At 71.4% G+C, this 14,429-nt stretch carries 10 protein-coding genes; 9 read left to right on the top strand and 1 reads right to left on the bottom strand.

The window, feature by feature from the left end; all coding sequences use genetic code 11:
- The first annotated feature begins 323 nt into the window (after positions 1 to 323).
- The 6 genes from sucC (at position 324) to purH (ending at position 7,326) form a co-directional block, all read left to right on the top strand.
- Positions 324 to 1,490 (top strand): ADP-forming succinate--CoA ligase subunit beta, encoded by a 1,167-nt coding sequence (gene sucC, locus ADL03_RS33520; RefSeq protein WP_053737595.1) that lies wholly within the window; start codon positions 324 to 326, stop codon positions 1,488 to 1,490.
- Between the two features lie 5 nt (positions 1,491 to 1,495).
- The gene (sucD, locus tag ADL03_RS33515) at positions 1,496 to 2,383 is read left to right on the top strand and encodes a succinate--CoA ligase subunit alpha (protein WP_053737594.1); all 888 of its coding nucleotides are present in this window, start codon (positions 1,496 to 1,498) and stop codon (positions 2,381 to 2,383) included.
- A gap of 236 nt (positions 2,384 to 2,619) precedes the next feature.
- Positions 2,620 to 3,321, top strand: coding sequence for a DUF5336 domain-containing protein (locus ADL03_RS33510; protein WP_053737593.1), 702 nt, complete (start codon positions 2,620 to 2,622; stop codon positions 3,319 to 3,321).
- Between the two features lie 117 nt (positions 3,322 to 3,438).
- Positions 3,439 to 5,082, top strand: coding sequence for a DUF6350 family protein (locus ADL03_RS33505; RefSeq protein ID WP_053737592.1), 1,644 nt, complete (start codon positions 3,439 to 3,441; stop codon positions 5,080 to 5,082).
- Positions 5,083 to 5,137: 55 nt separating this feature from the next.
- Complete coding sequence (gene purN, locus ADL03_RS33500) at positions 5,138 to 5,758, top strand: phosphoribosylglycinamide formyltransferase (protein ID WP_082373680.1); 621 nt, start codon at positions 5,138 to 5,140, stop codon at positions 5,756 to 5,758.
- On the top strand, positions 5,755 to 7,326 hold the full coding sequence (gene purH, locus ADL03_RS33495) for a bifunctional phosphoribosylaminoimidazolecarboxamide formyltransferase/IMP cyclohydrolase (RefSeq protein WP_053737591.1): 1,572 nt from the start codon (positions 5,755 to 5,757) through the stop codon (positions 7,324 to 7,326). Before purN ends, purH begins: the two co-directional genes overlap by 4 nt.
- A gap of 51 nt (positions 7,327 to 7,377) precedes the next feature.
- Here purH and ADL03_RS33490 read toward each other — a convergent pair whose 3' ends face one another.
- Positions 7,378 to 8,109, bottom strand: a complete 732-nt coding sequence (locus ADL03_RS33490) for a hypothetical protein (protein ID WP_053737590.1) — start codon at positions 8,107 to 8,109, stop codon at positions 7,378 to 7,380.
- 222 nt (positions 8,110 to 8,331) lie between these two features.
- Between ADL03_RS33490 and ADL03_RS48940 the strand changes: the two genes are divergently transcribed.
- The 3 genes from ADL03_RS48940 (at position 8,332) to ADL03_RS33475 (ending at position 14,429) form a co-directional block, all read left to right on the top strand.
- The gene (locus tag ADL03_RS48940) at positions 8,332 to 9,576 is read left to right on the top strand and encodes a hypothetical protein (protein ID WP_197288872.1); all 1,245 of its coding nucleotides are present in this window, start codon (positions 8,332 to 8,334) and stop codon (positions 9,574 to 9,576) included.
- Positions 9,573 to 11,075 carry a DNA polymerase Y family protein gene (locus ADL03_RS33480; RefSeq protein ID WP_231642599.1) on the top strand — a complete coding sequence of 501 codons (1,503 nt, stop codon included), beginning with the start codon at positions 9,573 to 9,575 and terminating at the stop codon, positions 11,073 to 11,075. The genes ADL03_RS48940 and ADL03_RS33480 overlap by 4 nt, the downstream gene beginning before the upstream one ends.
- 66 nt (positions 11,076 to 11,141) lie before the next feature.
- Positions 11,142 to 14,429, top strand: a complete 3,288-nt coding sequence (locus tag ADL03_RS33475) for an error-prone DNA polymerase (protein WP_053737589.1) — start codon at positions 11,142 to 11,144, stop codon at positions 14,427 to 14,429.

Below are 14,429 nucleotides of genomic sequence, written 5' to 3'. Positions count from 1 at the left end.
GCGCCGCTCCGCTCGCTGCGCCCAGCCCCGCGCTACGCGCCGCTCCGCTCGCTGCGCCCACCCCCGCGCTACGCACCGCCCCGGCCGCCCAGCGCGCCCCCGAAGACCGGCCGGCGCCGACTCAAAAGCGGGCGTTCCGACGCACCCGCAGGCACGCGCGTGATCGACCTCACCGCCGTTGAGACCGACCTCACCGGGAGTGGCGTGCGAGCGGTAGGCGCAGGTCGATAGTGTCTGGGCCCAGCCGCGTCAAGTGGGTTCTGACGGCCCCTTGAGGACCACCCAGGCGCGGTGTTCCGACACCGACGTCGCAGGAGACCCGAGTGGACCTGTACGAGTACCAGGCGAAGGACCTCTTCGCCGCCCACGGCGTCCCGGTACTGCCGGGCGATGTGGCCACCAACCCCGCCGACGCCAAGGCCATCGCCGCGAAGTTCGGCCAGCCCGTCGTCGTCAAGGCCCAGGTCAAGACCGGCGGCCGCGGTAAGGCCGGCGGCGTGAAGCTGGCCAAGGACGCCGCGGAGACCGAGGAGAAGGCGACCGCCATCCTCGGCCTCGACATCAAGGGGCACATCGTTCACCGCGTTCTGGTGACGCCCGCCTCCGACATCGCGGAGGAGTACTACTTCTCCTTCCTGCTCGACCGTGCCAACCGCACCTTCCTCGCCATGGCGAGCGTCGAGGGCGGCATGGACATCGAGGAGGTCGCCGCGACCAAGCCCGAGGCCCTCGCGAAGATCCACATCGACGCCATCCAGGGTGTCGACGCGGCCAAGGCCCGGGAGATCGCCGACGCGGCGAACTTCCCGGCCGAGGTCAAGGACCAGGTCGTCGACGTCATCGTCAAGCTGTGGGAGACCTTCGTCGCGGAGGACGCCACGCTCGTCGAGGTCAACCCGCTGGTCCGCGACCCGCAGGACAAGGTCGTCGCGCTCGACGGCAAGGTCACGCTGGACGAGAACGCGGGCTTCCGCCACCCGGCGCACGCCGAGCTGGTCGACAAGCAGGCGGAGAACCCCCTCGAGGCCAAGGCCAAGGAGAAGGGCCTCAACTACGTCAAGCTGGACGGCGAGGTCGGCATCATCGGCAACGGTGCCGGTCTCGTGATGTCCACCCTGGACGTCGTGGCGTACGCCGGTGAGCAGTACGGCGTGAAGCCCGCCAACTTCCTCGACATCGGCGGTGGCGCGTCCGCCGAGGTCATGGCGAACGGTCTGGACGTCATCCTCGGTGACGAGGCCGTGCGTTCGGTGTTCGTCAACGTCTTCGGTGGCATCACCGCGTGCGACGCCGTCGCGAACGGCATCGTGAAGGCGCTGGAGATCCTCGGCGACGGTGCGACCAAGCCGCTCGTCGTCCGCCTCGACGGCAACAACGTGGAGGAGGGCCGGCAGATCCTCGCCGACGCCAACCACCCGCTGGTGACCGTTGTCGACACGATGGACAACGCGGCCGCCAAGGCCGCCGAGCTCGCGGCTGCGGGGGTCTGAGAACGATGGCAATCTTCCTCAACGAGAACAGCAAGGTCATCGTCCAGGGCATGACCGGTGCCGAGGGCACCAAGCACACCAAGCGCATGCTGGCGTCCGGCACGAACATCGTCGGTGGCGTCAACCCGCGCAAGGCCGGCGAGAAGGTCGACTTCGACGGCACCGTGCTCCCGGTCTTCGGCACCGTCAAGGAGGCCATGGAGGCCACCGGCGCGAACGTGACCGTGATCTTCGTCCCGCCGGCCTTCTCGAAGGCCGCCGTGCTCGAGGCGATCGACGCCGAGATCGAGCTGGCCGTCGTCATCACCGAGGGCATCCCGGTCCACGACACCGCCTACTTCTGGGCGCACGCCGTCGCGACCGGCAACAAGACCCGCATCATCGGCCCGAACTGCCCCGGCATCATCAGCCCCGGCAAGTCGAACGCCGGCATCATCCCCGCGAACATCGCGGGCAGCGGCAAGATCGGCCTGGTGTCGAAGTCCGGCACGCTGACCTACCAGATGATGCACGAGCTGCGGGACTTCGGTTTCTCCACCGCGATCGGCATCGGTGGCGACCCGATCATCGGCACCACGCACATCGACGCCTTGGAGGCCTTCGAGGCCGACGAGGAGACCGTCGCGATCGTGATGATCGGTGAGATCGGTGGTGACGCCGAGGAGCGTGCCGCGGCGTACATCAAGGAGAACGTGACCAAGCCGGTCGTCGGCTACGTCGCGGGCTTCACCGCCCCGGAGGGCAAGACCATGGGCCACGCCGGCGCCATCGTCTCGGGCTCCGCGGGCACCGCGCAGGCGAAGAAGGAGGCCCTCGAGGCCGCCGGTGTCAAGGTCGGCAAGACGCCGTCCGAGACCGCCGCCCTGATGCGCGAGATCATGAGCTCGCTCTGACCTGAGCGGAACCGCACGCGGGGACCTTTCGTACGGTCTGAACGTACGAAAGGTCCCCGCGTGCGTTCCGGCACAGGGGTAGGTTCTGGCCAGGCCCTCACTCGTCCGGTGGAACCGGCACGACCGGTCGAACGTCCCACCGACGAGAGCAGGGCTCGCCGTTGCCCCTGCGGGCACGGCGCACGAACACTGCTAGCGTCTTGGACGCACCCCTGGTTGGAGGAGGAGACCTCAACATGTCCGTGCCTTACGGCGCACCCCAGCAGCAGCCGCCGGGTCCGGCACCGCAGCAGCCCAGCGCCGCTCCCGGCGCGAACAACCTCAACCTGGGCATGATCCTCCCGCTGGTCGGCGCCGGCCTCGGCCTGGTCGCCTACCTGCTCGCCTTCTCCGACAGCATCGGCGGCATCACCTGGATCCTGGCGGCCGCCGCGCTCGCCGGTCTCTCGCTCCTGCCGAACGCCCCGAGGTTCCTGCCGGTGGCCGCCGCGCTCGCCGCGGTGCAGACGCTGGAGCTGCTGCAGGGCATCATCAAGGCGTCGTCGGTCGACGGCCTCGCGATCGTGCTGCTGATCGTCTCGCTGCTGCAGACCGCCGCGCTCGTGCTGGCGTTGCTGCTCGGCGAGGGCATCGTGAAGTTCGAGCCGAAGCCGGCGCACCCGTACGCGGGCCAGCCCGGTGGCTGGAACCCGCAGTCCGGCGCGTTCCCGCAGCAGGGCCAGCACCCGCAGCAGCACGGTGTGCCGCAGCAGCAGGCCCCGCAGCAGCAGTTCGGCCAGCAGCCGCAACCGCAGCAGCAGCAGCAGCAGTTCGGTCAGCAGCCGCAGCAGCCCCAGCAGCCGGGGCAGCCGCCGCAGCAGACGAGCTTCATGCCGCAGCCCGGTCAGTTCGGCTCGCCGGGCACGCCGCCCGGTGGCTTCGGCGGACCGCAGCAGTAGCGGCAACAGCACGCCGTTCGTCCCGCAGGGGTGGTGCCGGGGTCTCCGGCGCCACCCCTGTCGCATGCAGCGGCGTGCCTCAGCCAGATGGACCAGTCGGCCTGACACAGTGGGGAAATGCCCGTGCTGCAACGCGACGTGACCCGCGAGGTGACCACCGTGCGCCCGCCGGAGTTCTCGCGCGCTGAACGCGTGCGGGTGCTCGCCGCGGCCGCGGTCGGGTCGGTGGTGGTCGGTTACGCGGCCGTCGCCGCACTGCTCGCGCTGATCACGGCGACCGCCACGTACGCGGACTTCGACACCGCCGGCGTGCTCACCGCCGCCGCTCCCGCCTGGCTCGCCGCGCACCACGTGCCGTTGCGCTTCGACGCGGGCCAGCTCGGCGTGCTGCCGCTGCTGCCCACGGCGTTGCTGATGCTGCTCGTCGGCCGCACCGCCGCGGGCACCGCCGACCGGCTCGGCCTCTACGAACCATTGCAGGCCCGCTCGGTCGTGCTGAGTATCTCCGGCGCGCACGCGGTCGTCGGCGGCATGATCGCGTTGCTGATGGGCGACGAAGGACTCGTGCGCGCGACCCCGGCCGTCGCGTTCTTCGGCTGCGCGGCGGTCTCCGGTGTGGCGGCCACGATCGGTGTCGCGCGCCGCTGCGGCCTGGTGGAGCTGGTGTTCGACAAGCTCGACCCGGTGGCGTTCCAGGGCCTGCGTTCCGGGTTCATGGCGTTGTTCGCCCTGGTCAGTGCGGGCGCGCTGGCGGTGGCCGCCGGGCTGGCGATCTCGTGGCCGCGCACCGGCGAGCTCTTCGCCGACGCGGGTCCCTCGGTCGGTGTCGGGCTCGGTGTGTGGCTGCTGTGCCTCGGCTACCTGCCGAACGCGATCATCGCGGGCCTGTCCTACGTCGCGGGCGCCGGTTTCTCGATGGGCCTGGTCGAGGCAACGCCGCTGAAGTTCACCGGCGGCCAGGTGCCCGGTGTGCCGTTGCTCGCGGCGATGCCGGAGGGCGAGCACCTGCTGAGCCCGGCCGTGCTGGTGGTGGCGGCGCTGATCGGCGCGTTCGTCGGGTGGACCTGCCGCAAGGTGTCCGACCGGCCCACCTCGCGGTTGCGCGCGGTGCTGGTCGCCGCGGTCACCGCCGGCGTGGGCTGCCTGGTCCTCGCCGCGACGGCGGGCGGACGGCTCGCGTCCGGCGCGTTCGACCCGGTCACGATCCCCGCCGGGCTGCTCGCGCTGCTCGTGGTGCTGTGGGTGCTGGTGCCGGGCGCGCTCGTCGCGTGGCTCGCCGGGTCGCGGGTGAAGCCGGTCGTGGCCGCGGACGCCGAGTTCGTCGTGCCGGACTACGTCGAGGACGACGAGGCCGAGGGCGGCGAGGTCGTGGACGAGGAGGTCGTCTTCGAGGACGACGAGCTCACCGACCAGCTGGAGGTCGTGGACGCCGACGAGTTCGAGGTCGAGGAAGGCCTCGATGACGACGACTACTACGACGAGGACGAGTACGAGGACGGCACCGGCGAGGACGAGCCCCTCGCCGAGGACGAGTACGACGAGGACGACTACGACGAGGACGGGTACGACGAGCCCCTCGCCGAGTACGACGCCGAGGACGACGTCGAAGAGGGCGCTGCGGAAGACGACGAGGACGCCGCGGAAGACGCTGGGAAACCCACCGAACCCGAAGTGGTGGAAGAAGAAGACTTCGACGCGGAGTTCGACGAGATGCTCGGCATGGGTCCGGAGGAGGACCTGGACGACAAGCCGCGGCGGTGACGACCTAAACTGCCCCTGAGCTGCTGCAACACCGCTGCAAGACCAGGAGTAGACGCTGAGCACCGAACTTCGGCTTCCCACACCGGCGCGCGTCGTCGTGCTCGTCTCCGGTTCCGGAACCCTCATGCAGGCGTTGCTGGACGCCACCGACCTCCCGATCGAGGTGGTCGCCGTCGGCGCGGACCGCGAGAACATCGAGGGTCTCAAGCGCGCGGAACGAGCGGGCGTCCCGCACTTCGCCGTGAAGCTGCGCGACCACGCCGACCGGGCCGCGTGGGACGTCGCGCTGACCGAGGCCGTCGCCGCCCACCGGCCGGACCTGGTCGTGTCAGCGGGCTTCATGAAGATCATCGGGCCTGAGTTCCTGGCCCGCTTCGGCGGCCGGATGATCAACACGCACCCCGCGCTGCTGCCGGCCTTCCCCGGCGCGCACGGTGTCCGCGACGCGCTGGACTACGGCGTGCGCGTGACCGGCTCGACCGTGCACCTCGTCGACGCGGGCGTGGACACCGGGCCGATCCTGGCGCAGGAGGCCGTGGTCGTCGAAGCCGGCGACACCGAGGAAACCCTGCACGAACGCATCAAGGTCGTCGAACGCCGGCTGCTCGTGGAGACGGTCGGCAGGCTGGCCCGCGAGGGCTGCACCGTGAACGGACGAAAGGTGAGCATTCCGTGAGCACTCCCGCCGAGAGGCGACCGGTCCGTCGGGCACTGGTCGGTGTCTCCGACAAGGCCGGCCTGCTGGAACTGGCCACCGGCCTGCACGCGGCCGGAGTCGAGATCGTGTCGACCGGCGGCACCGCGAAGGTGCTGGCCGACGCGGGCGTGCCGGTGACGCCCGTCGAGGAGGTCACCGGGTTCCCCGAGTGCCTCGACGGCCGCGTCAAGACGCTGCACCCGCGCGTGCACGCCGGTCTGCTCGCGGACCTGCGCAAGGAGTCGCACGCCAAGCAGCTGCGCGACATGGACATCGCGCCGTTCGACCTGCTGGTCGTGAACCTGTACCCGTTCACCCAGACCGTGGCGTCCGGTGCTTCGCCGGACGAGTGCGTCGAGCAGATCGACATCGGCGGTCCGGCGATGGTGCGCGCGTCGGCGAAGAACCACGCGAACGTCGCCGTCGTCGTCGACCCGGCGCGGTACGACTGGGTGCTGGAGAACGTGCGCGAGGGCGGTTTCACCCTCGCCGACCGCCAGCGCCTGGCCGCGGACGCGTTCCGGCACACCGCGACCTACGACGTGGCCGTGGCGTCGTGGATGGGCAACGCGCTGGCGCCCGACGACGAGGGCTCCGGCTTCCCCGGCTGGGTCGGCGCGACCTGGAACCGCTCGAACGTGCTGCGCTACGGCGAGAACCCGCACCAGAGCGCCGCGATCTACACGCAGGGCGACGGCCGCGTGGGTCTCGCGTCGGCGAAGCAGTTGCACGGCAAGGAGATGTCGTACAACAACTACCTCGACGGCGACGCCGCGTGGCGTGCCGCGTGGGACCACGAGCTGCCCTGCGTCGCGATCATCAAGCACGCCAACCCGTGCGGCATCGCGGTGTCGACGGTGAGCATCGCCGACGCGCACCGCAAGGCGCACGAGTGCGACCCGGTGAGCGCGTTCGGCGGCATCATCGCGGCCAACCGCGAGGTCACCGTCGAGATGGCCGAGTTCGTCTCGGAGATCTTCACCGAGGTGGTCATCGCACCGTCCTATGCGGACGGTGCGGTGGAGGTGTTGCAGCGCAAGAAGAACGTGCGCATCCTGGTGGCCGAGGCGCCCACGCGCGGTGGTGCCGAGATGCGTCCGGTGTCCGGTGGTCTGCTGCTGCAGCAGCGTGACGCGATCGACGCCGACGGCGACTCGCCCGCGAACTGGACGCTGGCGTGCGGCAAGCCGGCCGACGAGCAGACGCTGGCCGACCTGGAGTTCGCGTGGCGGGCCATCCGCGCGGTCAAGTCGAACGCGATCCTGCTGGCGGACAACGGCGCCACCGTCGGCGTCGGCATGGGCCAGGTCAACCGGGTCGACTCGTCGCACCTCGCGGTGAAGCGCGCCGGTGAGCGGGCCAAGGGCGCCGTCGCGGCCTCGGACGCGTTCTTCCCGTTCCCGGACGGCCTCGAGGTGCTGCTCAACGCGGGCGTGCGCGCCGTCGTGCAGCCCGGTGGCTCGGTGCGCGACCCCGAGGTGATCGCGAAGGCCGAGGAGGCCGGCGTGACGCTGTACCTGACCGGTACGCGCCACTTCGCCCACTGATCGTGCGGTGAGAAGGGGCCGCTTCCTGCCGGGAGCGGCCCCTTTCCCGTGTCAGAGCTTGGCGATCATCTCTTCCGCGACGCCCTTGGCCGCGCCCTCGAACTCGGCGACGTCCGCCCGCTTCGGGCTGAACAGGCCGACGTCCCAGCCGGTGTGGTCGACCTCGACCACGTGGGCGCCCTTGCGCACGATGATCGTGATGTCGGTGAACGCCGACGCCCCGTCCATCAGCACCGCCGTCGCCTCGTCACCGAGACCCTCGATCGGCTTCTGCCGCGGTGTGCCCTGGTTGTTGGCCATGGCCATCCGCACGGCCTCCTGATAGGCCTGGTCCTCGTCCTTCGCGCCCTGCGTGACGTAGACGTCGGTGTTGCGCAGGCCCTCGCCGTCGACGCCCGCCGTCTGGTTCCACGAGCAGATCGTGCGCTTGCCCCTGCCCAGGTCCGTCTCGGACGAGCCGAGCCGGTTCGGGTTGGTGGTGCGCGCCTTCTTCAGCGCCGCCTCGGAGACGTTCGCGCAGACCGAGGGCAGCTGGTCGGCACGCTTGCTGCTGCCGCCGTCCTCGTGGGCGTCGAAGTACAGCACCGCGACCGTGATGCCGCCGCCGAGCACCAGCAGGGCGACGAGCGACAGGATGATGATGACCGGCGCCTTGCTCTTCTTGGGCGGTTGCGGCGGGCCCCAGCCGGGCTGCTGAGGGTGGCCCTGCCAGCCCTGCCGGTGGTGCGGCGGCCGGCCCTGCGGAGGTTGCCGATGCCAGCCGTGCGGAGGTGGTTGGTTCACTGTTTCCCCAGATCGCGGTGCTTTCCGAGCCACCGTAGAGGACAGCCCGGACCGATGTGGCCGTGTCCACCAAAAGGGTGATGCCCCGGGATTGACACGGGGGTGGAACGGCGCGCTACGATCATCCCGTTCGTTCGAACAAGAGTTCGAATAGCAAGTCGCCGAACTTCCCTCGGCGATCGTGCACAGGGGTGCGCACGATCCGGATGGGAGGTGGGTGGAGTGTCGAGGTCGGCAACGGCGTCGTTGGCCGCGCTCGGGGTGAACCCGGCCAGCGAGCTGGCCCGCTCTTCCACCGACCACACCACGGGGCGGGTGCTGCCAGTTCGCGGGGAACTGGCGGACCTGCTGCCGTGGGGCGGCTTGCGGCGTGGCAGCACGGTGTCGGTGGGCGGATCGACATCGTTGCTGCTCGCCCTGCTCGCGGGCGCGACCGCGGACGGCTGCTGGGCCGCCGTGGTCGGCCTGCCGCAGGTGGGGGTGCTGGCCGCGGCCGAGCTCGGGGTCTCGGTGCAGCGGCTGGCACTCGTCCCCCACCCCGGCACCGACCCCGGCCCGGTGATCGCCGCCCTGCTGGACGGCCTCGACCTGGTCGCCGTCGGCTTCCCCCTGCCCCCTTCCCTGGCCCGCCGCCTCACCGCCCGCGCCCGCCAACGCCGCGCCGTGCTGATCGCACTCGGCACCTGGCCCGCCGCCGACGTGGAGCTGACGGCCGAGTCCGTGCGCTGGAACCCGCTCAACGACGGCGCCGACACCCTGCGCCACCAGCAGATCGACGTGCGCAGCGGCGGCCGCGGATCGGCCGAACGCCCCCGGCACGTGGTGCTGACGTTCGGCGAAGAAGAAATCGAGCTCCCGCTGGTGACCGGTGACCCGGCCCGGCCCGACGAGCCGGCTGATGCCGGTCCGGGCCGGGGTGACGAGCCGGTCACCAGGCGGGCAGATGTGTTGGGCAGGCGTGCTGGGGGTGGCCGGGACGGGTCTGCTGTCGCCGGGAGCGTGGGTAGGCGTTTCGGTGCCGACCTAGGGGTTGCTGGGCGGGCGGATGTGGTGCCGGGCGAGCGTTCTGGTGCCGGTCGGGACGAGAACGCTGTCAGGCGGGCGGACGAGGGCAGGCGTTCCGCTGCTGGCCGGGACGAGTCCGCTGGCAGGCGCGCGGACGAGGTCGTGGCCAGGTGGGCGGCGGCCGAGCGTGACGAGCTGGCAGCCCGGCGGGCACGGCAGGCCGACCCGGAGCGCAGGCTCGCGCAGGGGTCCCCTTCGGCCGGGGATCCCCCTGATTCCATTCTCTCAGGCAGCACCGACATTTTCGGAGCCGCGCACGCCGCACCCGCCAGGCGCGCCACGCACACTGCGTCCGCCGTTCCGCACACCGCACCGGCCCTGGCGCCCGCCGCACCGCACACGCCGCGCGCCGCACACGTCGAGCCCGACCCCACCCCCACCGCGCCCGCGGAGCCCCGGTGAAGGACACCCGGCTGCTCGTCGTCTGGTGCCCGGACTGGCCCGTGATCGCCGCCTGCACCGCGACCGGCACCAGCCCGCACCTCCCCGTGGCCGTGGTCGACGGCAACGAGGTCGTGTCCACCTCTGCCGTGGCACGGGCCGAGGGCATTCGCAGGGCGATGCGCAAGCGCATGGCCGAGTCGATGTGTCCTGAGCTGGTCACGTTCGAGCGCGACCCGCAGCGGGACGCGCGGTTCTTCGAGCCGGTCGCGGAGGCGGTCGAGGAGCTCGCGCCCGGTGTCGAGGTGGTGGAGCCGGGGCTGGTGGCGGTGCAGGCGCAGGGGCCGGTCGGTTACTTCCGGACTGCCGAGCGTGCGGCTGAGCGGCTGGTCGACCACGTTGCCGCCAGGACCGGGATCGAGGCGCAGGTGGGGGTGGCGGACAGCCTGTTCGCGGCCACGAAAGCCGCGCACCGCAACGTGGTCGTGCCGCCCGGCGCAACGGCCGGGTTCCTGCGGCCGCTGGGGGTGCACGAGCTGCCGGCGCCGGAGCTGGTCGACCTGCTCAGGAGGCTGGGGCTGAAGACGCTCGGCGCGTTCGCGGACGTGCCGGAGAACGCTGTGGCGTCACGGTTCGGGGGGCCGGCGACCAGGCAGCACCGGCTGGCGCGGGGGGTGCCGGAGCGGCCGCTCGACAAGCGCAGGCCGGCGCCGGAGCTGGCGGTGACGGAGACGTTCGACGAGCCGGTCGAGCGGATCGACGCGGCCGCGTTCGCGGCGAAGACGTCGGCGGAGAAGTTGCACGCCAATCTCGCCGACCGTGGTCTCGCGTGCACCCGGCTCGGCATCCACGCGCGCACCGAGAACGGCGAGGAGCTGCACCGGGTGTGGCGGGCCGCGGAACCGTTGACACCACGGGGGATCGCGGACCGGGTGCGGTGGCAGCTGGACGGCTGGCTCACCCGCGAGCGGCTCACGTCGGGCATCCGGACGCTCACCCTGGAGCCCGCCGAGGTCGTCGACGGCACCGCGTTGCAGCTCGGGCTGTGGGGGCACGACGACGAACGCGCGGTCAGGGCGTTGCTGCACGTGCAGGGGTTGCTGGGGCCGGACGCGGTGCTCGTGCCGGTCATCGACGGCGGGCGGGGGCCGCGGGAGCGGGTCAAGCTCGTGCCGTGGGGGGACGAGCGGGCGCCGTCGCAGCACCCCGACCACCCGTGGCCGGGCCGGCTCACCCGTGCACCGGCCACGCTCAGGGACGAACCCGCCGAGCTGACGGACGCGGCCGGCGGCGAGGTCGGTGTGACCGGGCGGCTCGAGCTCACGGCACGGCCCAGGAAGGTCACCGCGGACGGCAGAACGCGGGACGTGGTCGCGTGGGCGGGGCCGTGGCCGGTGGACGAACGGTGGTGGGCACCGGACGCGCACCGGGCGGCACGCGTGCAGGTGCAGACCGAGGACCAGGCGTTCCTGTTGATCCGCAGGAACCAGAGGTGGTTTCTGGAAGGGGTGTACGACTGATGTTCGACGACCACGAGGTCCCGGAGGGTCTGGAGAACCTGATCCCGGCACCGCGCAGGGCTCCGGATGGGCTGGAATAACCCGCCGGTCCGCTGGAAGGACCTCGAACAGGCCCTTTCTGGCAAGCCCCACCGGCAGAAACCCGACGGCGGCGACGGTCCCGCCTGGTCACGGCGCCGCGACCGGTACACCGCGCCGCCGGGCTTCCGGCTGCGCGCGAACGACCGGGCCACCCGCATCCGCGTGCCGTACGCGGAGCTGCACTGCCATTCGAACTTCAGCTGGCTCGACGGTGCGAGCCACCCGGAGGAGCTCGTCGAGGTGGCGCAGCAGCTGGAGCTCGACGCCATCGCGTTGACCGACCACGACGGCATGTACGGCGTGGTGCGGTTCGCCGAGGCCGCCAAGGAACTCGGTGTGCACACGGTGTTCGGCGCGGAGCTGAGCGTCGGCCTGAGCAAGCCCACCGGCGGCGAACCCGATCCCGAGGGCGACCACCTGCTGCTCCTGGCGTGCCGGCAGGAGGGCTACCACCGCCTGTGCCGCACGCTCACCACCGGCCACCTGCACGACGACGCGGAGAAGGGCAAACCCGTCTACGACCTCGACCAGCTGCTGGCCGACACCAGGGGCGAGGTGGTGGCGTTGACGGGCTGCCGCAAGGGAACCGTGCGCCGCGCGCTCACCAGGGAGGGGCCGGAGGCGGCGTTCCGCGAGCTGGTCAGGCTGACGGACCTCTTCGGCAAGGAACGCGTTTACGTCGAGCTCACCGACCACGGCCTGCCCGAGGACAGCCGGCGCAACGACCTGCTGCACGCGATGGCCAAGCACCTCAAACTCCCGGTCGTGGCAACGAACGCCGTGCACTACGCGACCCCGAACCGCGGCCGGCTCGCCGCCGCGATGGCCGCGGTCAGGGCGCGGAGCAGCCTCGACGAGATGGCCGGCTGGCTGCCGCCATCACCGGCCGCGTTCCTGCGCAGCGGCGAGGAGATGATGCACCGGTTCCGCCGTTTCCCCGGTGCCGTGCACAACGCCGCGTTGCTCGGCATGCAGCTCGCGTTCGACCTGCGGCTGGTCGCGCCGCAGCTGCCGCCGTTCGACGTGCCGGACGGCCACACCGAGATCAGCTGGCTGCGTCAGCTCACCTGGGAGGGAGCACGGCGGCGCTACGGCGACCACCACGAGAAGGCGTTCCGGCAGATCGAGCACGAGCTGCGGGTCATCGAACAGCTCGGGTTTCCCGGCTACTTCCTCGTCGTGCACGACATCGTGCGGTTCTGCAAGACCAACGACATCCTCTGCCAGGGCCGGGGCAGTGCCGCGAACTCCGCGGTCTGCTACGCGCTCGGCATCACCAACGTCGACGCGGTCAGCTTCGACCTGCTCTTCGAACGCTTCCTCGCACCCGCCCGCGACGGCCCTCCCGACATCGACGTCGACATCGAGTCCGACCGCAGGGAAGAGGTCATCCAGCACGTCTACCGCAGGTACGGCCGCCGCCACGCCGCGCAGGTCGCGAACGTCATCACCTACCGCGCCCGTTCCGCCGTGCGCGACATGGCCCGTGCCCTCGGCCACTCACCCGGCCAGCAGGACGCGTGGAGCAAGCAGATAGACCGCTGGGGCCCGTTGCGGACCACCACCGACGACTGCGACATCCCCCGCCCGGTGCTGGAGCTCTCCGCACAGCTGGAGAACTTCCCGCGCCACCTCGGCATCCACTCCGGCGGCATGGTGATCTGCGACCGCGCGGTCAGCGAGGTGTGCCCGGTGGAGAAGGCGCGCATGGCCGGCCGCACGGTGCTGCAGTGGGACAAGGACGACTGCGCGTCCATCGGCCTGGTGAAGTTCGACCTGCTCGGCCTCGGCATGCTCTCCGCGCTGCACTACGCCATCGACCTCGTGCGCGAGCACGAAGGCGTCGACGTCGACATCGGCCGGCTCGACCTGAACGACCAGCGCGTCTACGAGATGTTGCAGAAGGCCGACTCCGTCGGGGTGTTCCAGGTGGAGAGCCGCGCACAGATGGCGACGCTGCCGCGCCTGAAACCGCGCGAGTTCTACGACCTGGTCGTCGAGGTCGCGCTGATCAGGCCGGGCCCGATCCAGGGCGGCTCGGTGCACCCGTACATCCGGCGCCGCAACAAGGTCGAGGAGTGGGACTACGACCACCCGCTGCTGGAGAACGCGCTGAAGAAGACCTACGGCGTGCCGTTGTTCCAGGAACAGCTCATGCAGATCGCCGTCGACGTCGCCGGCTTCACCGCCGCCGAGGCCGACGAGCTGCGCCGCGCGATGGGCGCCAAACGCTCGACCGCGCGGATGGAACGCCTGCGCGACCGCTTCTACGAGGGCTGCGCCGCGAACGGCATCGGCGAGGAGCTGGCCGGCCGGATCTACGCGAAACTGCTGGCGTTCGCCAACTTCGGCTTCCCCGAGTCGCACGCGCTGTCGTTCGCGCACCTCGTCTTCGTGAGCGCCTGGTTCAAGCTCTACTACCCGGCCGCGTTCTGCGCCGCACTGCTGCGCGCGCAGCCGATGGGCTTCTACTCCCCGCAGTCACTGGTCATCGACGCCCGCCGCCACGGCGTGACCGTGCACGGCCCGTGCGTCAACGCTTCTCTGCCGCACGCGACGCTGGAACCGCTGGAGGGCGGCGTGAACGCCGTCCGCATGGGCCTCGCCGCCGTCCGCGGCGTCGGCCAGGCGGACGCCGAGCGGATCGTTGCGGCACAACCGTTCCGCGACATGGAGGACTTCGGCTCACGGGTGCAGCTCACCACCGCCCAGGTCGAGGCACTGGCCACGGCGGGCGCGTTCGCGTGCTTCGGCCTGGAACGCCGCGAGGCCCTGTGGGCCGCCGGTGCGGTGGCCGCGATCCGCCCCGACCGCCTGCCCGGCACCGTGACCGGCGTCGACGCGCCGGCGTTGCCCGGCATGGACGAGGTGGAGCTGGCGGTGGCCGACGTCTGGGCCACGGGCCTGTCCCCGGACAGCTTCCCGACCCAGTTCGTCCGGTCCAAACTGGACGCGATGGGCGCACTGACCACCGCGTCGCTCGCCGACGTCGAACCCGGCACCCGCGTCCTCATCGGCGGCGCGGTCACCCACCGGCAACGACCGGCGACGGCGGGCGGGGTCACGTTCCTCAACATCGAGGACGAGACCGGGATGGTGAACGTCGTGTGCTCGCCCGGGTTGTGGGCGCGCTACCGGCGGATCGCGCGCAGCAGCGGTGCGATGCTGGTGCGCGGCACCGTCGAGTCGGCCGACGGCGTGGTCAGCCTGCTGGCCGACCGGCTCCAGCACCTCGACCTGCGCATCCCCTCGCGGTCACGGGACTTCCGCTGA

This window comes from Nocardia sp. NRRL S-836 (assembly GCF_001279525.1).
Classification (GTDB): Bacteria; Actinomycetota; Actinomycetes; order Mycobacteriales; family Pseudonocardiaceae; genus Lentzea.
Note: the sequence above shows the minus strand (reverse complement) of the source record. Positions and strands in the feature narration are given on the sequence as shown.

Coding starts and splice junctions, on each gene's coding strand:
- ADL03_RS33510 (WP_053737593.1), top strand. CDS start 2,620: ATGTCCGTGCCTTACGGCGCACCCCAGCAGCAGCCGCCGGGTCCGGCA.
- sucD (WP_053737594.1), top strand. CDS start 1,496: ATGGCAATCTTCCTCAACGAGAACAGCAAGGTCATCGTCCAGGGCATG.
- ADL03_RS33475 (WP_053737589.1), top strand. CDS start 11,142: ATGGGCTGGAATAACCCGCCGGTCCGCTGGAAGGACCTCGAACAGGCC.
- ADL03_RS33505 (WP_053737592.1), top strand. CDS start 3,439: ATGCCCGTGCTGCAACGCGACGTGACCCGCGAGGTGACCACCGTGCGC.